Genomic DNA, 26,438 nt, shown 5'->3' with positions numbered 1-26,438 from the left:
GATGCTGTCTGCCGGGCGGGAGCGCGATGCCACGGCGTCAACGCGCGCCGGCCAGGCCCGCGCCCGCCGCGAAACCCACAACGCCTCGCGCAAGCGGGCGCTGTCCGGTGCCGGCCGGACTCCTGGCTGCCCGCTTGCGCACTGCCCAGCTCGGCGGCGTCAGCAGGCCGTCGTCCAGCGCCTGGTGCAGCACCTGCACGATCTCCGGGCGCCGTCCGATCAGGTCCAGTTCCCGGTCCAGGTCCGCCTCTTCATCGGCGCCCAGCCCCTGCGTCAGGCCGGCGAACCAGCGGAACAGCAGGTTGTACGCGATCTGCTCCAGAAAGAAGCGGCGGCTGCCCACCGGATACAGCAGCTGCAGGATGAAGGCGCGGCACAGCACCGCCGCGTCGGTGCGCAGCGCCAGCTGCGCGCCGGCCCGCTCCAGCATGGCGGCCTGGCCGCGCAGCACGTCGTCGACATGCTCGCGCAGGCCCACCAGCGGATGCCTGGGCGGCACGAAGCGGGTGAGCTGGACCTGCCCCATCCAGGCCTCATGCGACACCACCCACACCCAGGGCGAGCCATAGCGCGACACCGACACCGGAACGCAGCGGGCGCTATCCAGCACTTTGGACAGCTTGCGGTCCAGTTCCAACATACCCACGGTGACGATGGCTGACACGGCGATCTCCTTGCGACGGGGGCCGGCATTGCGGTCTTTCTCTAAGACGATTCCTAGAAGAAAAAACCGCCAAACCCGTCTCAGTCGCCCCGCACGCTGCGCGCCCGCCACTCCCTCAACAAGGCCTGGTTCAGCGGTATGCCGGTGGCCTGCGCGATCGGCGCGACCGGCGCGCTGAGCAGCAGCTCTTCCAGGATGGCGACCAGCTCGGCGCTGGCCAGCACCCGCTCCAGGGAATATCCAAATTCCTGTGGCGTCCAGATCTGCTGGTCCAGGGACAGGCCCACGAACCAGCGGAACAGCAGGTTGCAGGAAATCTGCTCATGCAGCGCGGCCTCGGTTTCCAGCCCGTACAGCAGCTGGACAGCCAGTGCCCGCAGCAGCGGCTGGGCCTCGATGCGCAGCATGGCCCGCAGCGCCGCCGCGTGCAGGCGCGGCTGGCGGTCGCGCATCGCTATGTCCAGATGCTGGCGCACGGCGGCCAGCGGATGGCCCGCCGGATTGAAGTCGATGCGGCGCGTATTGCGGGTCCAGACCTCGTGCGAGACGATCCAGACCCAGGGCGAGCCATAGCGGTGCACCGACACGGGATGCTCCCACGCCGAATCCACCACGGCCGACAGGTTTTCCTTCAGCTCTCGTATGCCTATGTTCGGTTTGCGCGACACTGCTGCTCTCTCCATCGCGCAGCCGCGGCCCGCGCCTGCCTGGCGCTCTGCTACCGGGTCTGCATGGGTAGGACGAGTTTCGCGGCTCAAAACCGACACGGCGCCGGCGCCCGTCAGCGGGCCCAAACGCCGGGCGGAGACGCCCGCTCAGCTGAGCAGGACGACGTTGCCGGGCAGCCGGGTGGCTGTCAGGCCAAAGGCGCGCTCGATCTGCACCAGCACTTTTTCCATGTCGCGGATCTCGAAGCGACCGCTCATGGCGCTGGCGCCGCGCTTGCCGTCCAGCAGCACCACGTGGCCGCGCCGGTAGCGGTTGATCTCCGCCACCACGGCCGGCAGAGGCGTCTGGCGGAACACCAGCGCGCCCTGCCGCCAGGCCGAGGTTTCATCGGGGTCTATCGTCTGGATCGCGCCCACCTGCTCGCGGTCGTAGCTGACCTGCTGGCGCGGCGCCAAGGCGAGTTCGCCGCCCGCGTGCGACAGCGTGACCTCGCCGCTGACGCAGGTCAGGCAGACGGTATTGCCCGTGCGGCGCAGCTCGAACTTCGCCTGGCTGGCGCTGGCCTTGCCGGCGCCGGCCAGCACCGTGACCTTGCGGTCGGGCGCCAGCGCCTCGAAGGCCGCTTCGCCCGTGATCAGCTCCATGCCCAGCGCGCCCGCCACATCCGGCCGCAGGGCGATGCTGGTCTGCGTGTTCATGTCGACCTGCACCTGCCGATCCAGGCCGAACTGGCGGCGCCCGCCGGTATCGGTGCGGTAGTCGGCGTCCCACTCATCGAACGAACGCCACAGTCCGAACGGCGGCGCCACCACCGCGGCAATGGCGGCGGCGGCCGTGCCGCCCAGCGTCGTGCCCAGGAACGCGCGGCGGCCCCAGGCGCGAGAAGCCGAGCGCTCGTGGGACGCCAGCGCCCTCTGCCGCTGCAACTGTTGCGCGGCGGGACCCACCTGGTTCCAGAACCGCCGTTCCAGCGCGAAGGCGGAGGCATGCGCCTCGCTGGCCGCGCACCACAGCTTCAAGGCCTCGGCGTCATGCAGCGTGGCCTGGCCCGAGGCCAGCAGCCGTATCCAGGCACGGGCCTGGCGCTCGATGTCCGCCTGTCTGCGTCGGGCGTCCCGGGATGCACTCTTCATGACCATTCTCTCTGTACGGCGATGCCGGCATGGAGCGGCGGCGCGCCGTTATTCCCCTTGCTTCCCCTATGACGATTCTCGCAGCCGGAATCCGCCTGGGGGACGCGTTTTTTATGGTGACAATAAATTACGGATGCGCGTCGCGCAGTGCTCGTGCGCGCTGCGCAATTCGCGCTCCACGGTGCGCAGCGACACGCCCATGCGCGTCGCCACCTCGGCTTGCGGCAGTCCCTCCAGCCGCACGGCCAACAGCACCCCGCGCTGACGCTCGGACAGTTCGCCCATGACGCGCACCAGCGTATCCAGCTCTTCCCGGCCTTGCGCCGTCTGCGCCGGCCCCGGCGTGGGATCGGGCACGGCGAGCAAGGCCTCGGCCTCGCTGGATGTGAGTCGGCGGTTCTCGGTGCGCTGCTGGTCCACCGCCACATTGACCGCCATGCGCAGCAGGTACGCGCCCGGGCTGTCGACCGGCCCCAGCTCGTCCTTGCCCTCCAGCCGCAGCCAGGTGTCCTGCAAGGCGTCGCTGGCCATGTCGGCGCAGCCCAGGCGCCGTGTCAGGCGCGCCTTGAGATCGTCGTAGCGCTGCAGCATGAAATCGCGCAATACGGCCAGGCTGGAAGGCATCATGGATCCGGGTCAGGCGCTCAGCGGATGGCGCAGGCGCGGTCGTGGTCCGCCGATTGCGGCACGATCAGCATCACGAAAGGCTGCGCCAGGCCCTCGGGCGGCGCCTTGCCCAGGGCGATGCCGTTCAGCGCCTGCGTGATCGCCTCGTCGCGGCCCGCATCGCCACTGGAATCCAGCAGATGGGCGTCCCGCACCCGTCCCTGCTCCGACACGCCAAAGCTCACCGCGGCCCGGAAACTGCCCACGGCCAGCGCCGGCAGGCCGCAGAGCGCGTCGCGCACGCCGGCCTGGATCAGGCCGTAGTAGCTGCGATAGAACGACCCGGTGGGATTTGCCGGCCGCCGCGCGACGGCCGGCGCAGCCGGCTCGGGCTGCAGCACCACGGCGTTCGTCGCGGTGTACTCGGCGACCAGGCCAGAACCTTCGATCAGCATGCGCAAGGCAGCCTCCGGCGTATGGATTCCCTTCACGGCGGCCGAACGCCGCCCCACGGTCAACGCTGCGCGATACACCACCGATCCGCCCGTCACATTGCTGTACTGTTCCAGCGCGGCCTGCAGCGGCTGGGCGGGAATGTCGAAGGCGAAGATGGGCCGAGGCTCGGGCGGCGCCTCCGCGGCCAGCGCGCGCCAGCACCAGGCCGCCAGCAACAGCAGCGCCGGCCAGCGGCGCGCGCGCCATAGCGTGCGCGTGCAGCGGGCCGCCTTCGAACGCCAAGAAAACATACCCCCCCACGCCGCACGCACGCGGTGCGCTTGCTGCCCCCAAGGACGGAGCGCCACGCGCCTGCCGTGCAAGCGCCCCGCCCATGCCGCGTCCGGCGGGCCGGGAGCCGGCCGGACGCGGTGGCGATCGGTGAACAGGCAATGTAGTAATGGCGTATGACTGCCGCGTGACAGGAACGGCGCCCGCTTCAGCCTCCCGACAGCCTGCGCCGTTCGGCGTCCGTCAGTCTTGCCCGCTGCTCTTCCGAAATGTCGCCGTTGCCCAGCATCTGGAAGACGCTGCGCGGGTCGTAGCCGCTGGCGCTGCCGTCGCGCCGCGGCGGCTGCCCGGCCGGCGCCGCGCCCTCCCCGCCCGATCCGGATGCCGGCTCGTTGCCGTAGCCCAGGATCTGCACCGAGATGATGGACGGCAGGTTCTGGCGCGCGGATGCCTGTTGTTGCCGGGTCATCTCCTGCGCGCTTTGCGTGGCCGACGACGCGGCCGAGCTGGCCGAGGTCAGCGCGCCGGTGTTCACCGTCGCCGTCACCGGGATGCCCTTGGATTCGCCCTGGACCTGGATGTTGGCGGCATTGACCACGTGCAGCGCGGCGATGTTGATGTTGCCCGACACGCGGATGCCGGCCTCGCCCGGGTCCACCGTGCCCAGCGGCGCGACCAGGTCGACGTCGCCCTTGGGCACTTCCGGGATCGGATCCAGCGTGCTGATGCCGGCGCCGGTGCTGGGCACCGTCGGCGACAGGCTGACATTGCCCACGGCGTCGTACAGCCGACGCTGCGGCGTATAGACCACCGTGCTCTTGGCGCCCCGGCCGCTGTTGATGTCACCTTCGGCCGACCAGCCCATGATGTGGCCGCCGAACGTGGTCATGACCCGGCTCTGGCCCAGCAGGATGCTGCCCTTGGCGTACATCTGGATATCGCCCGCGCCCTGCGTCACCACGCCGGCCGTCGATGGCGGCGCCAGTCCTTCCACGCCGAAGATCATCTTGCCGCCCGGCGCCAGCAGGTGGATCGGGCCGCCGAACAGCGTCTGGATGCCGGAGCCGCCGAACAGGGTGATGTCACCCTGGTAGCGGATCGGGCGACCCTGCGCGTCGGCTTCGGGGAACAGCGAGGCGATGGCCTGCCGGCCGCGCAGGTAGCTGCCGGGGCGCGGCCCCGCCGCGTCGTTGTACTCGCGCCCGCCCTGGGTCAGCTCGGCGTAGTAGACCTGGCGCAGGAAGATGCGCTGCTGCTCCGGCGGCAGCGCGTCGAAATAGGCGCGCGCCTGGTCGGCCGGGCCCTCGTAGCCCTGCAGCGCGCGCAGCCAGTCGGTCAGCTCGCGTTCGTAGGTCTTGATGGCCTTGCCGGGCTGGCTGGCCAGGGTCTGGCCGGAGTTGGCGCGGTTGGCGGGGTCGAGGTAGCGCTTGGCGAAGGCGGTGTAGTCGCCCTCGCCGCCAGCGCTGACGACGATGCCGGCGCCGCCCTTGCCGGTGGCGGCGCGGCCATCGATCGGGCCCAGGCTCACCAGCCTGCCCAGGTCTTCCTGGGTCAGGTTGCGGCCGGCACTCACTTCCAGCCAGCCGGGGCCGGCGATGTTGACGTTGGCATAGATGATGTCGCGGCCGGCCGAGATGCGGGATACGTCGCTGGGCTGCTGGTTGAGGATCAGTCCCTTGAGGTTGACGATGTCGCGGCCGGCCAGGATCCAGGCCGGGCGGGCGGCGTGATAGGTCGAGCCAGTCGCGTATTCGCGGAATCTGCCTGATGTCAGCCCCACGATGTCCTGGCCGGCGTAGTAGCGTGCCAATCCTGCGTCGCCGCCGTTGGCGCTGGCCGTATCGGGGCCGAATGCGAACAAGGTGCCAAGCTGCGCGCTATATGCATTGGTGCCGGATATCGGGCGCGGCCCGAGATCCCAGGACGTGTTGTAAGCGGGCCGCTCCGGCGTGGGTACCACGCCGGGATCCGCGCCCGACATCAGCAGCGGCAAGCCGCCGCCGTTGAGCGACCCTGATGCCAGCAATTCGACCTGGCCGGAGCGTCCGGGCGCAAAAGTGAGGCTGACGGTCGACTTCAAATTCTCATCGGACAGGTGATAGTAGATGCTGCCCGATCCCGCTACAGCACGAAAGTGCGATGGGTATGAAAAAGTCGAATTAATCGCGCCATCATTGAAAACCAGGGAAGAATTACCTCCCACGCCCAGCACGTGGGGAGACGTGATCGGCGTGAGGGAGCCGCCCGCCGCGTACAGGTCGATGCCGGTGCGATCCGTCCACAGGCTGAACCAACTGGTCGCCCCGCCGCTCACCGGCATCCCGCCGTCGATGAAGGGGGTCGAAATGTGGGAGCGGGTGCGGCTGGCATCCCCCACGCCGCCCAGCACCAGATCTCCGGCAGCAGACAGGCGCGCCGTTGCGTCGCCGGGCACGATGACCAGCCCGCCGGATGGCACCGCCAGCGTCGGTCGAGTCAGATCGATGCCCCGCGCATCCGAGGGATCCTTCACAAACAACATGGGATCGATCCGTCCGATGCTACGGGCGGATATGTCCATGGCGCCGCGCAGGTTCGTCAGCACACCGTTCATGTCGTTGGTCGTACCGCCATCCACGGAACCCGTGTTGCCGTAGGATGCTGTGGAGACGGGATTGAGCGCGCCCGCGACCCGCAGATTCAGATCCCCGCCACCCGTCGTGACCCGGGAGCCATCGGGCCTGACCCTGCCCGTACTGCCCACGGCCAGGACCAGCCCGGTGCTGTAAGGAAAGCGGAACGATGTCTGGCTTCCCGGACGTTCGAGGATGCCGGCATTGCCTCCGATATCCAAAGCCACGTTGCCGCCGCCGAGCGCTCCAATTCCGGTGAAGCCTTCCACGCTGATGCCTGGGCTGTTGCGTGTCGGGTCGTAGTTGTCGTAGAACGCGGTCGGCACATAGGTACCGAAGTTGATCCACCAGGCAGTACGTTGCCCCAGGTCTTTGCCGCCCTGGCGCCACAGCCAGTTCCCGGTGTAGCTGCCACTGGCCCAACCGGCCCCTCGCGTATTGGATTCTTCCGGCCCCGAGGCGATGCCTCGCGTCGCCGCTCGCATATCGCCTTGCACCTGAACATGGACATTGCCGCCACGCTCCGGATACCAGGCAGCGTACTGGTCGCCGGTCACCAGGGGCTCGTAGCTCGTGGCCGCCGCGCCCAGCACGGACAGGCTGCCGTCGGCGCGGGACTGGGCCTGGTCCGGCGCGCGCTGCAAGTTGTAGGCGTCCTGCCCCAGTGCGTTCAGGACGGGATTGCCTTGCCTGTCTCGCACGGCTGCGGAGGGCGTCCCGGCGGTATAGATGCCGTAGAACGACGTCTGGCGGAAATCACCGCCCGAAAGAATGTCCAGGTCGCCGCGGCCAGTGCGAATGACGCTGAAGATGGGCGATTCGCCCAGCACGCCGCCCGACAGGTCCTGCTGGTAGTGCAGATCGGCCAGCCGGACCTGGCCGCCGCCCGCGAGCTGCGAGGCGGATTGCAGCGCCCGGGTATCCGCCGCCGTCAGGTCGGCGCCACCGGCCAGGCGCAGGCTCCAGGATTCCGTACCGGCCCGCAACATCGGCGCGACGGCCCAGATGCGGCCCTGCCGGCCCTCGCTGTCCAGATCCCGCAAGCTGACGCTGCCGCCGCTGATCCGCACCACGGTGCCCGAAGGCAGATAGGATCCGGCGGCCAGCGTCAGATTCGACGACAGCGTCAGGGGGGAATCGAATATGCCCAATTGAGTTCCCTTGGGTACCAGGAACCCGGCTACCGACACCCCACGGTCCGCCATGAACCCGGCGCCCAACGTGGCGCCGGGTTCCAGCATCAGGTCCGCGTTCAGGATGGAACCTGCGGCATAGATGGTTCCGTCCGTGCTGGTGACCGTGCCGCCCAACACCGTGCCGGCGCGCAGATTCAGGTAGTCCTCGAGCTGCACATCCGCCGGCATGCGGGCGCCGCTCTTGATGATGGTGGAACGTACCGGAACGTCGAAGTTCAGCGATTCGCCCACGGTATTCGGAATCGACGATGCCACGCCGCCCGCGCTGCCCCGCAGCGTGATCGACTTGGGCAGGATGATGCTCTGCTGCCACAGGTCCACGCCATTCGAGCTGTTATAGGCGTTCCTGCCCACCAGCCGCCATGCGCGCCCCTCTTCATCTGTCGCCAAGGGCGGCGCGAAACCGTCGTTGATGCTGCCGTAGATGTTCAGATTGCCCTTGGCGCGGATCAGCAGCACGCCGGCTTCGCCCATGCCGCGCCGCGCGGGATCCAGGGGATCGGCATCGCGGCCGTAGCGATAACCCGACAGATCCAGATCGCCTTGCAGCGTCAGGTCGCCATCGGGCGTCGCACTGACGATTTCCACGCCAGGCCGCAGGCGATACGATCCAAGCCCCGCGAGTCGCGCGGCGAGCGCCGAATTGCCCAGGGCCGCGTCCATGTAGGTCACGTTCTCGCCATGGATGCGGTCGAGATAGTCCTGGGTGATGACCTGCGGCGTCTTGCCCGATGCGTCGGGCGCGCCGGCCGCAGGGGCGTCGTTGTAGACATCGAACGCGAATGCGTTCACCGCCACGCGCTCGGCGCCCGCGATGCGCGGGGCGCCCTGCACGTCCAGCGCAACATCGTTCAGGCCGACGCGAGCCGCATTCAAGTCCACCGTCCCGCGCGCGCGCCCGTCGTTCAGGCCCGGGCCGTCGCCGGTTGCCGCCGCCGTGCCCGCGCGCAGGTCCATCGCCGCGTCAGCTCCGAGGACCAAGCGGCCCTTGCGCGACGTCAGTTCTATCACCGCGCGGTTGGGGCTGTCTATGATGTCGCCACGGCTGTCCACGCGCAGCAGGCTGCCATGCGCATCCAGCAATCCGTTGATCACCAGATCGTTCATGGCCGCGAGCCTGATGCTGCCCACCTGGGCGCCGCTGGCATCGACGAGACCGTTGACGCGCAGGCTGCCGCCATCCACCGAGATCGAGACTTTCCGGGCCCGGACCTCATTGCCCACGACCAGATCGCCTTGCTTGACCTGGAAGTTGCGGAATCCGGTAACACCGCTCTCGTTCAACCGGCCATTCAATCCGACGAAGTCGGCGATCGACTGCCCGCGCAGTTCGATGCCGCCATGCTCGAACGGCACCATCGTGCCGCCAGCGTCATACTCGCCGCTCGCCTTACCCAGCAGGCGACCGCGCAGGTCGATCAGGCCGGCGCCAGCGCCCAGCGCATTCGCGCGCAAGCTGCCGGCATGGTTGTAGCGGGCGGAAACGTCCACGACCGCCCCCGCCGCCTGGGTGATGTTGCCCGATTTGCTTTCCAGCGTGATGTCGCCGCCCCAGCTGTAGCGGGTCTGGTCATGGAAGACCGTGGCACGCCCCGCCATGTCGAAGCGGGCGCCATCGCCCAGCGTGATGTCGCCCTCGGCGCGGATCGCGAGCTTGCCGCTTGGCAAGGCGATCGCGCTGTCCAGCGACACGCTGGCGGCGGACAGGGTCAGGGAGCCGCCGATCGCCATGGTCCCGGGGGACTGCGCGGCCGCGCCCGTCAGGCGCAGCGCGCCGCCGGTGGTGATACGGGATACCGAAGCGGCTTCTGCGGTCAGCAGCGGCGTGTGCATCGTCAGCGCGCCGCCCGAGTAAGGGAAATCGCCATTGGAGAAGGCGCCGCGCGACTGGTAGACGCCAAGGCTGCCCTCGCCATTCGAGGTGATCCGTTCCGTTGCATCCAGATTGACCTGGGCAAAGCCCACCGCCAGCCTGCGCAGGTCCTGATGCGGCGTCAGCGGCGTGCCATTGGCGTCTCCCAGCACGATGCGCCGGGCGCGCAGCTCCAGCCGGCCCAGCCCCGTGCCCGGACCACCGTCGGCAATGTCCCCCGCCGGCATGTCCGCCACGCCGTTCCACACCAGCGTCTCCGTGCTCAGGCTGGCCATGTCGCCGGATCCACCCAGTCCATAAATGGCCGGCGTATTGAATACCAGCTGTTGCAGCGCGGATTTGCCCGTGGCGGGATCGAGCGTGCTCAGGTCCACCGATCCGAAGAAGTTCACCGAGTTCTTGAGCGAGAAGATGACACGCTCCAGGGCCGGCGCGCCGAACTCGCGGTCGCCTTGCAGCAGGCGATTCAGCAAGGGTTGTGATAGTTGCAGGCCATTGGGCAACACGCCGCGGGCTTGCGCATCGGCCAGCGCCGCCTCGCTGCCGGCATTCAGTGAGCTCGCCGCGAGCACGAGATTGCGCGTGCCATAGCGCAACGCCTCATGCGCGACCAGATTGCTGGTGCCCAGCGCGATCGTCCCTTCGGAGTACAGACGCGTGGGCGCGGCGCAAGCGGCGACGGCGCAGTCTGCGCCCAATTCGATCCGTCCATCCTGGGTGCTGACGCCATTGGCGAAGTCCAGCCAGCCATTCGAAACCGCCAGCACGTTCATGCTTTGATTCGACAGGCCGTAGCGATAGCCCTGGCGGGAATCGAACGGCGCCGCGCCCATGCCCAGCGTATTGATGCTGGCGCCCCGCTCCAGCACGATCGACTTGGTATCGGCCGCGATCAGCATCACCTCGGGCGCTCGCAGCTGCGCGCCGGCGCGCAGGTAGATGTCGTCGCCTCCGCCCGCTTGAAAAACCAGCCGGTCCGGGCTGATCGAGAAAACTTGCGTCCAGCCGCCGATCGAAATGCGGTTCGCGCCGATCGCGTTCAGATCCGCCGCGACGATCGATGTACCGGAAAACCCCGGGGTTGGCCCGGCCTGCACGATCTCCAGCGCATCCCCGCCGGTGCGCGCGATCAGCTGACCGCCATATCCCCCCGCTTCGCGGCCATAGCGAGCGACGCCGTTGAATACCAGCGCCGGCTCGTCGCCCCGGAGCTGGGCTCCTCGGAATATCAGTTCCATGTTCGCGGTGTCGGCGGGCAGCATGGCGCGCGGCTTGCCCGTACGAGCGGCATTGGCCAGCGTATAGGACTGATAGTCCATTTCGTTGTACTGGGCGTGCCGGCGCAGCACATCGCCCGGCGTGACCAATACCTGGCGCGGCACGGCATCGCCGGTGCCGGCGTAGCCGAGCCCGCGCGTCCCGGCCACGGTCCAGGAGCCGCCCCGCAAGCCCAGCGGCGCGAAAGCCAGGGGATTGTCGGCGCCCAGTTCGACGCGGAACGCGCCCGGCAGCAGCGCGTAGTAAGAAGGCAGCAGCGTATAGGTGCCCGCGGCAAGGCCCAGCACGCCGGCGCCGATCGTGATGGTCTCACCCGCCTGCGGCCGCGTACCGGCATAGCCGGAGGCGGAGTCCTGGGGCGTCACGGGCGCATACCGGTCTGCCAGGCCCGGCAGGATCGCGTATACCGGATTGGCCGTCAGCGCCGGCAGTTCGAATGTGCCGGATGCCTGGTTGAAGCGGGGCAAGGGATGATAGAGCGGGTCGGTGGAGCCGCCGCGTCCGCTGATAAAGGCAGCGCCCTTCAGCAGGCCGCCGCCGGACAAGTCGATGACGGCGCCGGGGTCCACCTTGAACGACTGCCCTTCCAGCGTCACGCCATAGATCATGCTGCCGGTGGCGGCCTTGCCCCCCGGCGAGATGGCCACAATGGGAGTGCCATCGTACTGGTAGCTCAGGCCATCGACCGTCCCCCCGTAGGGAATGGTCAGACCCTTGGCGCTGACCGAAGTCAGGCTGCCGGGCAGCAGCCGCACGCTACGCGTGATGTCTTCCCGGGGCGCGCCGAGATGAATCCTCCCCAGCGGCGCATACAGGGCTCCGCCCTGCGCCACCGTGGGCGCGATCAGCATCAGCGTGCCGAAGACGGAAAGCGGCGCCGCCGCCGTCAAGGGCCCGTCGATTCTTTCCACCCGCAGCGTGCGGGCGGGGTCATAGGCGCTCGGGCTCAGGTATCCGGCGACAGTCAGGCCCACGCTGCCCGTCGCGGGGTAGACGCGCTGCGCCGACAAGAGCAAGTCGCCATTGGTCATGATGGCGCTGACCTGATCGCCAAGGCCTCCGATTGGAACGGCAGCCTTGGCGCTGGCCGGCAAGAATCTCAAATCTCCGCGGCTGCGCAAGGCCACCTGCTCGTAGCCGCGACGGTCGACGATCTGGCTGACTCCGCCATTCAGCTTCACCTCGCCATACATGCCGCTACGAACAAAATTGCGAATGTCGATCTGTTCGGCATCGACACGCAGCAAGGACGCGCCTGGCTGGCGGGATGCCGTCCAGTTATCCAGCGTGGCGGAAACCGGCAGCGCCACGTCGGGCGTCAGCACCGTGCGCCCGCCGAGCAACACATAGGGCGCCGCCAGCCTCACGCTGGCGCCCGCCGTGGTATTGCCCAGCGCGCCCTGGAGCAGGCTCAGGGAGCGTCTGGCGCCCAGGTCCACGTCACCGTCGAACGTCAGCAGGTCACGGGCCATCAGGGAGACATCGTCAAAGCCGCCGGCGCGGATCTGGTCCGCCCCGATCCTGCCAAAGCCATGGACCAGCCGGCCGTCGCCGGGCTGCGCGTCGGCGGGCAACGCACTCGGGCCGCTGTTCTGGCCGATCAGCAGTTCTCGCGGCCGGATCATGGCATCGGGCGTCCCCGCGTTGTAGATCGGCGTTTCCAGGTTCAGCGACAATTTCCCGCCCGGTGCGTCCGGCGTGCCACCGGCCGCGCGCATGGCGCCGTCCAGGTACAGCCCTCCCGTTGCCGACAACGCGATTGTCCCGCCTTGCCCGCCGATGCGCAGCCGGCTCGTCGCCGCGCCGGGCACATCGACGTCCATGTAGGTTCCCGACGCCTCGAGCACGGCGCCCGGACGGATCACGACGAATTCGCCATCGACGGCGATATGGCCGCCATTGCGCTGCAGACCGTAGCGTCGGCCTTGAACATCCACGGCGGTCGCCGCGATGCCAGCCACATCCAGGCGCGCGGCATCATCCAGCCACACCGAGTTCGGCAAGCCGCCGCTTTGCGGCGCCGGTGGATCGCTGGTATCGGCGCCTTTCTGCACGTCGATCCTGCCGCCTGGCGCGCGCAGCGTCCCGCTGATGCGCAGCAAGCCGCGCGCTCGCAGGCGTATGTCCTGTCCAGGGTCGACTTCGATCAGCGCGCCCTCCCCGATGCGCACGCCGCCTTCGGGCTGCGGCCAGAAAGGCGCGTAGGCGCCCAGGGACAGGCTGGCCCCCAATCGCTGCGTCATGCGGCCTCCCAGCGGATCTTCCTGGAAGACGGGCGGCGTCCACAGTTCCAGCGCCTCGGCCAGCGTCGCGGCATTGCCGATCGCCACGGATGGACGGCTGCGGTACACCGGCATGACCGGACGCAGCACGGCGCCATTGGCCACCTCCAATCCCGCATCGCCATTGATGTCGTAGCGCGAGAAGCCAGTCTGGAACAGGGACTCCGACAACACGATGCCCCCTGCATCCACGCCGGGTCCGCCGATCCGTACCTTGGTAGTGGACAGGCGGAAGGTGCCGCCGCCGGCCACGCCATAGCTGTGCGCGGCGCCATCGAACTTGACGCCTACCGTGCCTGGTCCCGGCGCGCTGCCGGTCGGACGGGCCATTTCCACGGTGACATCCCCGCCCTTGCCGCCGGCCAGCTTGCCGGCGGCCGACACGGATGCGCCCGCATCCGCGTTGAGGTCGGCGCCCTTCTCGACCACCACGGCGCCCGTGCCGCGCAGCGCGATCTGGCCGCCATTGCGGTACGCCATGTCACCGACCCGCGTGGGCTCGCGGCGCGCATTGCTCCACAAGCCGCTGACGTCCAGCGCGACTCCTGGCGCGACAAGCAGGCGTGCCGAGGCATTGGCCGGCGGCGCCAGCACTGCTTCGCGCTGTATGCCGTCGAACACGTTGCCCGCCGCGATGCGTCCGCCGCGAGCGCTCAGGTCGGCGGCGATGGATACGTCTGGCGCATAGAGTTCGATCGCGCCTGCATCGGCCATCTGCACCCGGCCCTTCACGGCCACGGAGTCCGACGCCACGGCGGTGATCTGGCCCAGGCCGGCAAGCTTGCTCGCGTCGAGCAGGATCCGGCTGGCCGCGGGCAGCGGATCGTCCAGGCCGACGGCCGACGGCGCAACGCCGTCCAGGATGGAAATGCTCTGGGTCACAGCCGCCAGGTCATATCCCCAGCGCACACGGCCATTCTCTTCCAGGCTCAAGGGCGCGTAGCGGCCGATCAATAGCTGACCAGCCAGGGAACGGGCACGCTGCGACTGTTGATAGCCGGTCTGCTGGCGCAGTCCGGCATCGATGTTCTGCCTGGCCTGGGTCTGTTCCACGCCCTGGAAGGCGATACCGACAATGCTGCCCTCGATGCTCGCCGTGCGGGTGGCGACGACCAGCCGGCCCGCGTCGCGGCCGGCGGTATAGCCTTCTTCAAGGCGTTGGCGCGGCCCGATGAGGGGGTTGTAGAAATAGCGTGTGCCCTTGTCTCCCCAGCGCGCGTGTGTGTCTTCGAAACCCTTGTACAGCCCTTTGTACAGCAGGTCGCCCGGCGCGCGCGACACTTCATACAGCCGGCCATCCTCGCCGCGCAGCCAGCTTTGCCGGATATAGCCGCTCTGCACGTCCAGCGTGCCGCCGGAGATGTTGACCAGCGATCCCGGCCGGCTGATCAGCTCGCCGCCGGCCACGGTGACCGTGCCGCCGACCGCGGCCCACTCGCCGATGCCATGCTTGACGGTACCCAGATAGCCGCCAACCTCCAGCAAGCCTCCCTGCGTGTACCAACGTTCGCGTTCGTAGCCGTTGACGCCCTTGGCCACCTGGATCAGGGTGCGCCGGTCCACCCATATGTCACTGTTGTTCAAGGTCTTGCCATCCCGGCTCACGGGCGCGTCGCGCTGCTCGTTGCCCTGGATGTTGACCTTGATATTGTTCGATTCCATGGCGAGCTTGACGCCGACCGCGCCTGCCACGTCCAGCACCGAACCCTCGTTGAGCACGCTGCGGCGGGCTGCCGAAAGCGCGATCTGGCCGCCGGTGGCGATGGCCATCGCCCCGTCCTGGACGACAATCGTGCCGCCGCTGCTCACCTCGATGCGCGACTGATCGCGACGGTCCGGCAAACCGACATACTGGTCGAACGCCTGGCCGGCGGTCCGGTGCCTGTCCGCGTCCGGCGCTAGGCGCAGCAAGGCATCGCGCTGGGCATCCAGCGCCTGCGCGCCATCGTCCTCTATCAGGATGGCCGTGGTCGAATCACGGCCCAGTTCGGTCCTGCCGCCCGCATCGGTCGCGGAGTTGAGCAGATGCACCGTGCCGCGCGCCGTGACCGTGGTGCTGGACAGCGCCACGCCGAGCTGCCGCACATCGTGGCCGGTCAGGGTAATGTCCCCCACCGGCGCCTGGATCAAGCCGCTATTGACCGCCAATCCGGCGTCGCTGTTGGCGACCCGGCGCGCGGCCACCTCGTTGCCGCGCGTGGTCGAAGCGCCGTTGGCGTCCGAGGCCAGGCCCTTGCGGATGATGAAGCTGTCCCCGGCGGCCAGCACGGTCTGCCCCGAGGGCGTCGAGATCTGGCCCGCGTTGTGCGTTTCGCGGCCGAGCAACAGCACATAGCCGCCGCCCTGCGTGACCGAATCTGGTTTCCGGGTCTGGATCTGCGCCCCGGCTTCCACGCGCACGTCGCCAATGGCCTTGGTGACCGTGGCGGCATCACCCAGTCCCGCGAGGTCGTTGCCGAAGGAAGGCGTATAGCGTTCCTGCTGGTCGGCGCCCACCGTTTTGCTGTAGATCCCGTCGCGGAACTGGGCGTTGCTCATGCCCACGGCCGCCGCGACCAGATTGCGCGTATTCACCTGGCTGGTGCCACTGAACACGACGCCGTTCCGGTTCACCACCATGACGGTGCCGGGCGCCTCGATCCGCCCCTGGATCTGGCTGGGACGCGCCTGGGGATCATTGATCCGGTTGAGCACGGCCCAGGACGTCTGCTGCTTGAATGCAACCGTAGTCTGGCGACCGACGTTGAAGGTTTCCCAGTTCAGGATGGCGCGATCGGCGGTCTGTTCCACCGTGACCACGGTACGGCCGTCGGTCCGCGTTTGGGAGCCGGCCGTGAGGGGCTTGGCGTTTTCCCAGCCGGCCGTCAGCGGATTCCGGTCAACCTTCAGGCCGCCTTCCGCCAAACCGTCCGGCGCCATGGCGGACGCGGCCAGCGCCGCCTGTCGCGCCGCTGCCTGGGACGCTTGCTGCGCCGCGATCGACGCGGCCGTGCGATTCAGGTTGACCAGGGAGCGCTGCAACTGGTCCCGCGACCGCTGCTGTTCACGTTGCGCGTTCGGAATGCCGGCCAGCCCGCCGCCCGGCAGCCGGCCGGTGGCGGCCGCCTGGTTCTGCGTGGCGCGCTTGTCCGCGAACCAGCCAGGGCTGAACGCCGGTCCCGCCGCCACGGCCGAGCCGGCCGTCATCGCCAAGGTCATTGCGTGCAACACCGGCGCCAGCCGGAACCGTGCCCTGTTCCGCGGGGATTGCCGTTGCTTTTGTCCCTTCACCACGTCCACGCGTCGCTTCATGCCATATCTCTGGTTGGTGCATGCCGTCCCGGAAGGCGGCCCTGCCTGTGCGCTGATCCGCCGCGCGCGCATGGCAAGGCCACGCCGTACGCTACAGCTACCCGCATGATGTGTAAGTCAGATGACAGCGCCGGGAAAAAAGGTGTGGAGTGCCGTAACAATGTGCGGAGTGCCGGAATGAATAAGGCGACGCATCGCCACGGAAAGTCCGCGTCGTGCGTCGCCCCAACTGCCTGGGTACTACGGCAGGTACTGTCGATCAACTACCCGCGATGATTAGCCACGGCCAGCGTAGCTGCCGCAGATCGTCGTGTTGCCGACGTTCAGGTTCTTGGCATCGCCCGTCACGAAGGTGCTGACCAGCGTGGCGCGCGTCGTGCCCAGGGCCACCAGCAGGTGATCGTCCGGCAGCTCGTTGTTCACGTCGTAGTGCTTGGTCAGGAAGTTCTTGACGTCAGCGGTGACGGCGGCGCTGGAGTAGCACTGGCTGAGAACCAGGTTGGTCGTGCCGGCGATGGGATAGCCCTTCAGCGGGTTGACCGACGAGCGGATCCAGTTGGCCGGGTTGCCGGAGTTGTTGGCATCAGCCCAGCCGGCGGCGTTCGGGTCGCGAACCGGCACGGCCGAGTTGGGCAGGCCAGGCGAACCCGAGTTGGCCAGCGCCAGGTTGACGTTGTCGGCGGTCGGACCGTAGACCACGTTGTCGTGCGAGTTGCGCAGGTTGGCCAGCTTCAGCGTGCTGGTGTAGGCGGGATCCGGGCTCACGTAGGTGATGGCCGAGGTCTGGCTGCCGATCGCGGTGACGACGCCGCCGCTGCCGCTGGCCGACACGAAGCTGGCCGGAGGCGTGTTGGCCGGGAATTCCTGGGCGAACGTGCTCTTGCCGCCGAAGGCAACGTTCGAGTCCGCGCCGCAGACGGCCTGCAGGTGGCGGGTCAGCAGTTCGGTCGTGCCGCTGCTGTCGCTGCGGTAGATGACCTTGAAGCTGTTCAGGCTGGCCGGCACGGTGACGCCGATTTCGCTCCACTTGGTGTACTTGCCTGACAGCGCGCCGCACAGCTGCGCCTTGTTCAGCGTCACGGCGCCGGTGGGGCCCTTGTAGGCGATGGTCACCGGGGTGGCGACCGACGGGATCTGGATCAGCGGGCCGTGGCCGGCCGGGTTGCCGATCTTGCCCAGGCCGGTGGTCAGGTAGCCGTCGATCTCGGCGGGCTTCAGGATCGAATCGCTGCCGATCCAGTGCACGACGCCCGAGCTGCTGAAGCCGGCGGCGCTGTTGGTCAGGAAAGCGGTCTTTCCCGCGCCGCTGCCCACGCCCACATAGGGCTTGAAGGTCGGCAGGGGGAAGTTGGTGATTTCGTCCTTGTACAGCTTCTCGGGCAGCGTGGCGCCGCCGGAAACCACGACCTGCTGCGCCAGCGCGGCGCCCGACAGGGCCATCAGGCCAGCCGCCGACAGAACGGCGACCAGGGAATTACGGTTGAACATGTCTTGCTCCTTGCACTCGTTTCGGAGAGAACTGCTAGTGGAGAAAAGAACGGATGAACCCAAGAAACGCACCTTGCGGCTACGGAGAGAAAAGCCTGCCTGACGCGTTGAAGTCATGATGCGCAAGCGAGGTGACAGGGCCGGGAAAAAAGGTGTGGAGTGAGGTAAGAATGTGGGGAGATGCCGGAAATTGAGTGGAGTTTCGACAAGCCCTGAAACACCGGCAGCACTTTGCAATCGTCCGCGGCGCGCGGCGCGAAAGGCGCTCGCGGGCAAGCGCCCTCACCCCACCATCTGATTGATCTCCATGATCGGCAGCATCACCGCCAGCACGATCACCAGCACCACCGCGCCCATGGTCAGGATCATGATGGGCTCCAGCAAGGCGGTCATCGCCATCGCCCGCCGCTCGATATCGGACGACAGCGTCTGCGCCGCCCGGTCCAGCATGCGCGACAGCGTCCCGGTCTTCTCGCCGCTGGACACCAGATGGCACAACAGCGGCGGAAACACCTTCTGCTGGCGCAGCGCCGCGCCCAGCCCCGAGCCGCCTTCGATGCGCGAGGTGGCGTCGAGCACGGCGCGGCGCAGGCATTCGTTGCCCAGCGTCTGGCGCGCCGCCTCCAGGCCGCGCAGCAGCGGCACGCCGGCGTCGGACAGGATGGCCAGCGTGGACGCGAAGCGCGCGGTGTTCACGCCCAGCGCGAAGCGCCCGATCATCGGCAGGCGCAGCACGCGCGCATGCCAGGCCAGCCGGGCGGCCTCGGCGCGCTGGGTCCAGCGCCACAGGCCGAACAGCAGGACCAGGACCAGCGCGTTCAGCGCGCCCCATTGGCGCACGTATTCGCTGGCGGCCAGCATCGCCTGGGTGATGAAGGGCAGCTCCTGCCGCGCCTGTGAGAAGGCGCTGACCACCTGCGGCACCACGTAGGCCAGCAGGAAGATGACGATGCAGATCGAAACGCAGCCGACGATGGCCGGATAGATGAAGGCGGTCAGCACCTTGGAGCGCAGCGCGTTGCGTTCCTCGATGTAGTCGGCCAGCCGTTCCATGATGCGCGCCAGGTCGCCGGAGTCCTCGCCGGCCTTGATCAGCGCGCGATAGATGGGCGGAAAGTCGCGCGGGCGCGCGGACAGCGTGTCGGAAAAGCGCTGGCCGCCGCGCACATCGGCGCGCACGGCGGTGAAGGTGTCGGTGATGTGCTTTTTCTCGGCCTGTTCGACGGTGGCGGTCAGCGCGGCTTCCAGCGGCAGGCCGGCGGCCAGCAGGCTGGCGAGCTGGCGGGTGGCCCAGGCCAGATCGCTGTCGGACAGCTTGGGGCCGAACAGCTCGATCTGGCCGCGCCTGGCGGCGGCCTCTCGCAGTTCCAGCGCGGTCAGGCCCTGCGCGCGCAGCTGGGCGCGCGCCGAGCGGGCCGAGTCGGCCACCAGCGTGCCGCGCTGGATGGCGCCCTGGGCGTCGGCGGCCTCGAAACGGAAATTCGCCATGTTCTCTCCTCTACCCGTCCCGCGTCACGCGGATGATTTCTTCCGGCGCGGTCTGGCCGTCGCGGACCCAGCGCTCGCCGTCCTCGCGCATCAGCTTCATGCCGGTGCGCTGCGCGGCCACGCGCAGCTGCTGTTCGCCCGCGCCTTCGTGGATCAGGCGGCGCTGCTCGTCGTCGATGACATACAGCTCGTGGATGCCGGTGCGGCCGCGATAGCCGGTGTGATTGCAGGCCGGGCAGCCCACCGGCAGGAAATGGCCGCCCTCGGGCGCGGGCCGCTTGCACTCCTGGCACAGGCGCCGCACCAGGCGCTGGGCCAGCACGCCCAGCAGCGACGAGGCCAGCAGGAACGGCTCCACGCCCATGTCGGTCAGGCGGGTCAGCGCCGAGACCGAGTCGTTGGTATGCAGCGTGGCCAGCACCAGGTGGCCGGTGAGCGAGGCCTGCACCGCGATCTGGGCGGTCTCCAGGTCGCGGATCTCGCCGATCATGATGACGTCGGGGTCTTGCCGCAGGATGGCGCGCAGCGCCACGGCGAAGCTCATGTCGATCTTGGCGTTGACCTGGATCTGGCTGATGCCCGGCAGGTCGTATTCCACCGGGTCTTCCACGGTCAGCACATTGCTGGTGGCGGCGTCGATCTGGCCCAGCGCGGCGTACAGCGTGGTGGTCTTGCCGCTGCCGGTCGGGCCGGTCACGAGCACGATGCCGTGCGGCTGGTGCACCAGGCGGTCCAGTTCCGCCAGCACGCCGGGCGCCATGCCCAGGCGTTCGAGCTTGAGGCGCCCTGCCTCCTTGTCCAGCAGGCGCAGCACGGCGCGCTCGCCGTGGCCGGTGGGCACGGTGGACACGCGGATGTCGATGGGCCGTCCGCCCACGCGCAGCGCGATGCGGCCGTCCTGCGGCAGGCGCTTCTCGGCGATGTCCAGGTGCGCCATGATCTTGATGCGCGAGATCAGCGCCGAGTGCAGCGCCTTGCGCGGGCTGACCACGTCGCGCAGGCCGCCGTCGACGCGGTAGCGCACCACCGAGTGCGTCTCGAACGGCTCGATGTGGATGTCGCTGGCGCCGTCGCGCGCGGCCTGGGTGAACAAAGCGTTGATCATGCGGATGACGGGCGCGTCGTCCAGGGCGTCGAGCAGGTCCGTGACTTCCGGCATCTCGTGCATCAGCCGATCCAGGTCGACCTCGTTCTCGGCCGCGCCGACCACGGCGGCGGCGTCGCCGGCATCGGCGTAGGCCGCCGTCAGCAGGGACTCCAGCTCGGCGTCGGCCGCCTGGCGCAGCGGCATCGGGCCGTGGCGACGGCGCACTTCGGTGATGGCCCAGGACGGCGTCAGCGGACTGACGACCAGTTCGTCGCCATCACCCACGCGGCGCAGCAAGGCCCGCTGCGCGCGCGCCCAGGCGTAGGGCAAGCGCGTCCCGGCGCCTTGCGCGGCTTCGCCGGCGGGCGCGCTCATAGGCCCAGCACCATCTCGGGCTGGTAGCCCAGCTCGCGCAGCAGCTGCAGCGCGGTGTCCACCGAGCGCTGGTCGCGCGGCACGCTGGCGCGCACCACGTAACTCTGCCCGCCCGGCCCGGACAGGGTGTAGGCCTTCAGGCCGCTGACCTGTACGCGCCGGGAGACCGCCGTCGCCTCGGCTTCCGTGGCCACGTCGGCGAACTGCAGCACGGTGTTGCTGGTATCCGGCTGGCCGTACAGCGCGGCGGGATCGCTGGCGACGGTCAGGCCGGCCGGCAGGCGCGTGCGCACTTCGGTGCGCTCATCGGCCGGGTTCTTGACGGCGGCCAGCTGCCTTGGTTCGGTCGTGCCCTGCGTGGCGGGTGGCTCCCGGCGCAGGGTCTGCTCCAGCGAACCGGCGCGGAAGTCATAGGGCTGCCCCGCCACCGGCACGCCGGCCGGCGGAAGCACTGGCGCCCGCATGTCGGGCAGCAGCGGATGGTCCGCCGGCTGCACCTGGCTCTGCACCCGCCGCATGTAGTTGTAGCGGCTCTGGGTCAGCCCCATGCCGCCGGCCGAATCGCGCACCACGTAGGGGCGCAGGAACACCATCAGGTTGGTCTTGCTGCGTCCGCGCGTGTCGTAGCGGAACAGGCTGCCCAGCACCGGGATCGAGCCCAGCACCGGCACCTGGTCCCGGCTGTTCGTGACGCTGTCTTCCAGCAGGCCGCCCAGCACCATGATCTGGCCGTCGTCCAGCAGCACGCTGGTGTCCATGGCGCGCTTGTTGGTGACCAGCCCGGCGGCGACATCCGCGGTCCGGTCGATGCTGCTGACTTCCTGATAGATGTCCAGCTTGACCGTGCCGCCCTCGGAAATCTGCGGCCGGATATTGAGCTTCAGGCCGATGTCCTCGCGCTGGATGGTCTGGAAGGGATTGCTGTTGGTGCTGCCAGGCGTGATGTACTGGCCGCTGACGAAGGGCACGGTCTTGCCCACCATGATGGAGGCCGGCTCGTTGTCCAGGGTCAGCAGGTTCGGCGTGGACAGCACGTTGCTGCCGCCCTTGGTCTGCATCGCGCGCGCCAGCACGCCCAGGTTCGCCACCTCGCCCACGCCGGGGATGTTGATGGTGCCCGAGATCACGCCGATGCTCAGGCCGCCCTTGGGCAGCGCCTGGATGGAATTTTTGGCGCCCGTCGTGAATGTGTCCTTGCCGAAGTTCGCACCGCCGAACACGCGGCCGCCGCCTGCCAGCCACTGGATGCCCAGCTCCGCGCCGTCGTTCTCCGTGATCTCCACGATCAGGCTTTCCACCAGCACCTGGGCGCGGCGCTGGTCCAGCAGGTCGATCACCTTGCGCAGGCTGCGGTACATGGGCTCGGGTGCCGAGATGATCAGCGTGTTGGTGGTGGCGTCGGCGTTCACCGTGACGCCATTGGCCGAGAAGGCCGAGCCGTCCTGCCCCTTGCGGCCGGTGGCGCCGGGTCCGAGCGCGTCCGTGCCCCGGCCGCTGTAGCCGCCGCGGGCGGCGCTGCCCGTGCCGCTGTTCTGGCCAGAGCCGGAGCCGCTGGCGCCAGTGGTATTCGCCTGCTGGCCGTTGGTATTGCCCGAGCTGTTGCCCAGGCCGCCGCCGAAGGCCCCGCCCGGCCCCAGCGCGGCGCGCGCGGCGGCGTCGCTGCTGCCGCCGCCGCCGTCGCTTTCCCCGGTCAGGACGCCGCGCAGCACGCGCGCCAGGTGCGTGGCCTGGGCGTTGCGCAGGTAGACCACATGCAGGTTGTCCGGGTCAGTCTGCGAGCTGTCCAGCTGGCGGATCAGGTCGCGCGCCAGCTTGGCGCGGCCGGGGCTGCCGGAGCGCACGATCACGCTGTTGGCGCGCGGGTCGGCGACCACGACGACGCGCTGGCTCGGGTCCTCGTTGCGCTGCGCGTCCAGCAATTCCGAGGCCATGCCGGCGATATCCACGGCGATGCCCTGCCGTACCTTGACCACTTCGGTGACCAGCGACGAAGGATTGTCGATGCTGGCGATGATGCGGCCGATGCGATCCAGGTTGTCGGCGTAGTCGGTGATGACCAGCGTGTTGTTGGCCGGATAGGCCGTGATGCTGTTGCTGGGCGCGATCATCGGGCGCAGCACAGGCACCAGCGCGGTCGCGTTCTCGTAGCTCAGGCGGAAGGTCCGCGTGACCACGCCGCCGCCCGCCGGCGCGTCGGCGCTTTGCACCGGCCCGCCCTGCAGCTTGGCGTCGGCTTCCGGCATCACCCGGGTGCCCCCGGCCACGTCGACCGCCGCATAGCCCTGCATGCGCAGCGCGCCCAGCAGCATGCTGTAGGCGGCGTCCGGCGCGACCGGCCCCTGCGACACCAGCGTCAGCGTGCCCTTGACGCGCGGGTCGACCAGGAACTGCTTGCCGGTGAACTTGGCCAGCACGCGCAGCACGGCGGGAATGTCGGCGTCGACGAAATTCAGCAGCACGCCGTCCTGCGCGGCGGCGGCGGGCTTGCCCGGAGGGACGCTGGCGGCCGGGGTATCGCTGGTCTTTTGCCCGGAGTCTGCCTGCGCCAGCAGCGGCGCGGCGCGCTTGTCGCCGCCCACGGCGCGTGACGCCTGCGCGGTGCGCAAGGGCTGCGCCGGCGCGGCCACGGGCGCCGGCGTCGCCCTGGACTGCGCGGTGGGCGCCAGCGTCATGGCCAGCGGCGGCAAGCCATCGAGCCCCGTCTGCGGCGCGTCGGCACGCCGGCCGCCGTCCGGCGTCGAGCAACCGGCAAGCGCGGCCAGGACGGCCATGCTCACGACCTTGCGCCGGGCCGTCGTGCGGGCGGCTTGCGGCAAGCGATACTGCGTCACTGTGTTACCTCTCGTTCCGGGTGGCGGGGGACAACTCGATCGATACGCGGTACTGATCCAGGGGCGACATCCCGGTGGGCGGCGCGGCGCCCTTGCCCGGCACTTCCAGCACCGTGACGGTCGGCCTGGGCCCGGCGCCGGCGGGCGCATCGGCGCGACGCAAGTCGATCCGGTCCGGCCGCAGCGACAGCCGCTCGGGCTGCGTCAGCAGCCAACGCAGCAGGGGTTCGGCACGCGCCTCATCCAGGCTCAGGCGCCAGCGGCCATCCGGGCCTGGCGCCGTCACGTCGGCCCGCAAGCCGGCCTGCTCCAGTTCGAGGCGCAGCGACGCTTGCGTGGCCGGGCCGCGCGTGGCTTCTCCGCGAGGCGCCCGGGCCAGCAGTGTTTCCAGCTCGATGCTCAAGCCCCGCAGGCGCGTCAGTTCGGCGCGCGCGCGCTCGGCCCTGGCCAGCGCCGGCTCGATCAGCGCCAGCCAGCACAGCGCGGCCAGCGCCACCAGCGCACAACCGGCCAGCATGCGGCGTTCGCGCGGCGCCAGTCCGAGCCAATAGGCCCCGGCGCGCGCGCGCCCGTCCGCGATGCGCTTGCGCCATGCCGCGAACGGCGCCGCCGCCAGGGGCCGGAATGCGAAGCTCATGAGCGGCTCGCGGGCGCCGCGCCCTGCGGCGGCGCGCGGCGCAGGCGCCAGCCGCCGGCTTGGGCCTCGACGGATACGCCGTCCTTGGCCGCGGTCTTGATCCAGTCCGGCGTGGCGCCCTCCGGCGCCGGATCGCGGCGTGCGCCGGGCGCCATCTCTACGTCCAGCGCGCCGTCCGCATAGCGCAGGCCGGCCACTTCGCCGGCGGCGAAGGCCAGATGCCGCGTGGCCGCGCCCAAAAGGAACGCGAACTCGGATTGCCCCGGGCCGCCTTGCAACTGCTGGCGGACCTGGCGCAAGGGATCGGTCACGCGGGCCAAGGCGGGGAACGCCTGTTGCACGCGGCCATGCACTTGCGCGCGCAGTTCGGCGGCGCCGCGTTCAAGGCGCCAGGCCTGCAGCTGCAGGCCGCCCATCCACACCGCGGCGGCGATGGCGGCCCATTTGACGGGACCGCGCCACGACCCGGCCATGGCGCCCGCGCGGCGGCGGGCCAGCGTCAGGCTCCAGACGGGCGCGGCATCGCCGCCGGCGTCGATCTCGCGGCCTTGTTCCGCTGGCACGTCCGCCGGCCACCAGGTGGGAATCTCGCCGATCCAGACGATCCGCGCCGGTCTGGCTGCCTCCTGCGCGCGCAACAGGGCTTGCACGCCAGGGATGTCCGCGCCCGGCCGTTCCGCGCCAGCGGCATGGCCGCCCATGAGGGCCGTGCCGCCTGCATCCCCGCTGGAAGCCTCGCCGGAAGCGATGTCCGTGCGCGCGATCGCATGAATCTCCACGTGATCGGAACCGGCGCGCAGCGCCACCCAATCGTCTCCCTGCATCAGGGTCCAGCCGTCGGGCGTGCGCGGCAGCCATAGCGGCAGCGGCGCAAGAGCCGCCGCCGTCAGGCCGCAGCCTTCCATCAGCGCCTGCGCCCGTTCCGCCTGTTCGCGGGCGATCCAGGCCAGGCAGACATTGCCGTCCGCGGCGCGCGCGCCATGAGCCACCAGCAGCGCGTCGGCGTCGCCCAGCGCCAGCAGATCCACCGCGCCCGCCGCCGCCACCTTCAGGCGCGCGGGCGCCAGCGGCGGCAAGGACGCGGCGGCCAGCGCCATGTCCTCGGGCTGCATGAAGGCGGTCACGCGCGCGCCCCGGTGCAGGTCGGCCAACGCGGCAAGGCTGCGCGGCGTGGCGGATCGCAGCCAGGTCTTGCCCTCGCGCAGCGCATAGGGCAGCGGCGTGTCGGCGGCAAGCAGGCGCAAGGCCGGCAACAGGACTCGGATCTCCGGCATCAGGCGCCTTCTCTCGACCAGAGCACCTCGGGCCATGGATTCGCGCCGCGCGCCAGCAGCGCCTGGAACGGCACCAGCGCCGACCCGAGCCGCGCCGCGCCGGCGAGCCGGAACCAGTTGCTCTGCACGGCCACGCGCGTCGGATTGCCCTGTTGCCCGGGCAGGTTCAACCGGTTGGCGAAATCGCCCTCCGTGGCGAACCACATGCCGGCATCGCGCTGGGCGACCAGCGCCTTCGCCTGCTCCAGCGACAGATCGGGCACGCGGGCGGCGATCACTTCGGCCCGCGCGGTGTTCACGTTGACCAGGGTGACGCGCGGCAGCACCGTGACATAGGGCCGCAGGCGCGCGACGACGGCGGGGTCCACGCCCGGCGCGCCGGCGAACTCGTCCAGGCTGCGGGGAAATGGCGCCAGCCCGGGCCGCCCGGCATCGCCAGGCCGAGCGGAAGCCGCGCCGTCGCCAGCATTCTGCGGCGGCGGCAATGACGCCAGCATGCGCTGCGCCAGGGCGTCCGCGACCTCCGGCCGCAGCCCCAGCGATTGGCACAGGCGGGCCAGTTCCTCGACGCCGTCCTGATACAGCTTGCCCTCGAAGACCAGGTTGCGCAGGTTGAGCTTGCCCTGTTCGTCTTCCAGGTGACCCAGGAACACCGGCTGCCCGCCGGCCGTGGACGCGAGCCGCGCATCGGCGATGGGCGCGGCCCAGGGCGCGTCGCCGCGCGTCGTGGCATTGCGCTCGCCGTCCTCCTTGACCAGGCGCAGCGCCAGGTTCAGGCCGCCGCGCAGCAGCGCCTGGGCCTGGGCGCGGTTCTGCGCGGCCTGCACCCCGCGCAGGAAGGCGTCCTGGCGTTGCAGCAGCGAGGCGGTGATCATGGTCACCGCCGCCACCACCAGCAAAGCGCTGATGACGGCCATGCCTTGCTGCC

Annotated in this window: 13 protein-coding genes; all 13 read right to left on the bottom strand. The window is 69.6% G+C overall.

Translation table 11 applies throughout. The features are described 5' to 3' along the window. Positions 1-37: 37 nt before the first annotated feature. Positions 38-664 (bottom strand): transposase, encoded by a 627-nt coding sequence (locus tag AC6LJ9_RS10260; protein ID WP_498147449.1) that lies wholly within the window; start codon positions 662-664, stop codon positions 38-40. Between the two features lie 80 nt (positions 665-744). Continuing rightward, a complete protein-coding gene (locus AC6LJ9_RS10255; RefSeq protein WP_498147448.1) occupies positions 745-1,332 on the bottom strand; it encodes a transposase in 588 nt (195 codons plus the stop codon). A 147-nt stretch (positions 1,333-1,479) separates the two neighbouring features. Then, positions 1,480-2,466, bottom strand: coding sequence for a FecR family protein (locus tag AC6LJ9_RS10250; protein WP_498147447.1), 987 nt, complete (start codon positions 2,464-2,466; stop codon positions 1,480-1,482). A 111-nt stretch (positions 2,467-2,577) separates the two neighbouring features. Next, on the bottom strand, positions 2,578-3,093 hold the full coding sequence (locus AC6LJ9_RS10245) for an RNA polymerase sigma factor (protein WP_498147446.1): 516 nt from the start codon (positions 3,091-3,093) through the stop codon (positions 2,578-2,580). A gap of 17 nt (positions 3,094-3,110) precedes the next feature. Next, on the bottom strand, positions 3,111-3,818 hold the full coding sequence (locus AC6LJ9_RS10240) for a TonB C-terminal domain-containing protein (protein ID WP_498147445.1): 708 nt from the start codon (positions 3,816-3,818) through the stop codon (positions 3,111-3,113). 188 nt (positions 3,819-4,006) lie between these two features. Then, positions 4,007-16,237 carry a filamentous hemagglutinin family protein gene (locus AC6LJ9_RS10235; protein ID WP_498147444.1) on the bottom strand — a complete coding sequence of 4,077 codons (12,231 nt, stop codon included), beginning with the start codon at positions 16,235-16,237 and terminating at the stop codon, positions 4,007-4,009. 369 nt (positions 16,238-16,606) lie between these two features. Then, the gene (locus AC6LJ9_RS10230; RefSeq protein WP_498147443.1) at positions 16,607-17,818 is read right to left on the bottom strand and encodes a substrate-binding domain-containing protein; all 1,212 of its coding nucleotides are present in this window, start codon (positions 17,816-17,818) and stop codon (positions 16,607-16,609) included. Positions 17,819-18,100: 282 nt separating this feature from the next. Then, entirely contained in the window at positions 18,101-19,306 is a 1,206-nt protein-coding gene (gspF, locus tag AC6LJ9_RS10225) for a type II secretion system inner membrane protein GspF (RefSeq protein WP_498147442.1), read from the bottom strand. A gap of 10 nt (positions 19,307-19,316) precedes the next feature. Continuing rightward, on the bottom strand, positions 19,317-20,768 hold the full coding sequence (gene gspE, locus AC6LJ9_RS10220; RefSeq protein WP_498147441.1) for a type II secretion system ATPase GspE: 1,452 nt from the start codon (positions 20,766-20,768) through the stop codon (positions 19,317-19,319). Beyond that, the gene (gene gspD, locus AC6LJ9_RS10215; RefSeq protein WP_498147440.1) at positions 20,765-23,599 is read right to left on the bottom strand and encodes a type II secretion system secretin GspD; all 2,835 of its coding nucleotides are present in this window, start codon (positions 23,597-23,599) and stop codon (positions 20,765-20,767) included. Before gspD ends, gspE begins: the two co-directional genes overlap by 4 nt. A gap of 4 nt (positions 23,600-23,603) precedes the next feature. After that, positions 23,604-24,236, bottom strand: a complete 633-nt coding sequence (gene gspM, locus AC6LJ9_RS10210) for a type II secretion system protein GspM (protein WP_498147439.1) — start codon at positions 24,234-24,236, stop codon at positions 23,604-23,606. Continuing rightward, positions 24,233-25,510, bottom strand: coding sequence for a type II secretion system protein GspL (gene gspL, locus AC6LJ9_RS10205; protein WP_498147438.1), 1,278 nt, complete (start codon positions 25,508-25,510; stop codon positions 24,233-24,235). Before gspL ends, gspM begins: the two co-directional genes overlap by 4 nt. Beyond that, entirely contained in the window at positions 25,510-26,427 is a 918-nt protein-coding gene (gspK, locus tag AC6LJ9_RS10200; protein ID WP_498147437.1) for a type II secretion system minor pseudopilin GspK, read from the bottom strand. The genes gspL and gspK overlap by 1 nt, the downstream gene beginning before the upstream one ends. Positions 26,428-26,438 lie beyond the last annotated feature (11 nt).

The sequence above is a fragment of the Achromobacter sp. 1011811831 genome (assembly GCF_059760905.1).
The sequence above is the reverse complement of the archived record's forward strand: the minus strand, read 5'-3'. Positions and strand labels throughout refer to the sequence as shown.

What these genes read in the sequence shown, in the direction of transcription:
- gspK (WP_498147437.1), bottom strand. Translation starts at nt 26,427, where the DNA reads ATGGCCGTCATCAGCGCTTTGCTGGTGGTGGCGGCGGTGACCATGATC.
- AC6LJ9_RS10230 (WP_498147443.1), bottom strand. Translation starts at nt 17,818, where the DNA reads ATGTTCAACCGTAATTCCCTGGTCGCCGTTCTGTCGGCGGCTGGCCTG.
- gspM (WP_498147439.1), bottom strand. Translation starts at nt 24,236, where the DNA reads ATGAGCTTCGCATTCCGGCCCCTGGCGGCGGCGCCGTTCGCGGCATGG.
- AC6LJ9_RS10245 (WP_498147446.1), bottom strand. Translation starts at nt 3,093, where the DNA reads ATGATGCCTTCCAGCCTGGCCGTATTGCGCGATTTCATGCTGCAGCGC.
- AC6LJ9_RS10250 (WP_498147447.1), bottom strand. Translation starts at nt 2,466, where the DNA reads ATGAAGAGTGCATCCCGGGACGCCCGACGCAGACAGGCGGACATCGAG.
- AC6LJ9_RS10240 (WP_498147445.1), bottom strand. Translation starts at nt 3,818, where the DNA reads ATGTTTTCTTGGCGTTCGAAGGCGGCCCGCTGCACGCGCACGCTATGG.
- gspE (WP_498147441.1), bottom strand. Translation starts at nt 20,768, where the DNA reads ATGAGCGCGCCCGCCGGCGAAGCCGCGCAAGGCGCCGGGACGCGCTTG.
- gspF (WP_498147442.1), bottom strand. Translation starts at nt 19,306, where the DNA reads ATGGCGAATTTCCGTTTCGAGGCCGCCGACGCCCAGGGCGCCATCCAG.
- AC6LJ9_RS10235 (WP_498147444.1), bottom strand. Translation starts at nt 16,237, where the DNA reads ATGACCTTGGCGATGACGGCCGGCTCGGCCGTGGCGGCGGGACCGGCG.
- gspL (WP_498147438.1), bottom strand. Translation starts at nt 25,510, where the DNA reads ATGCCGGAGATCCGAGTCCTGTTGCCGGCCTTGCGCCTGCTTGCCGCC.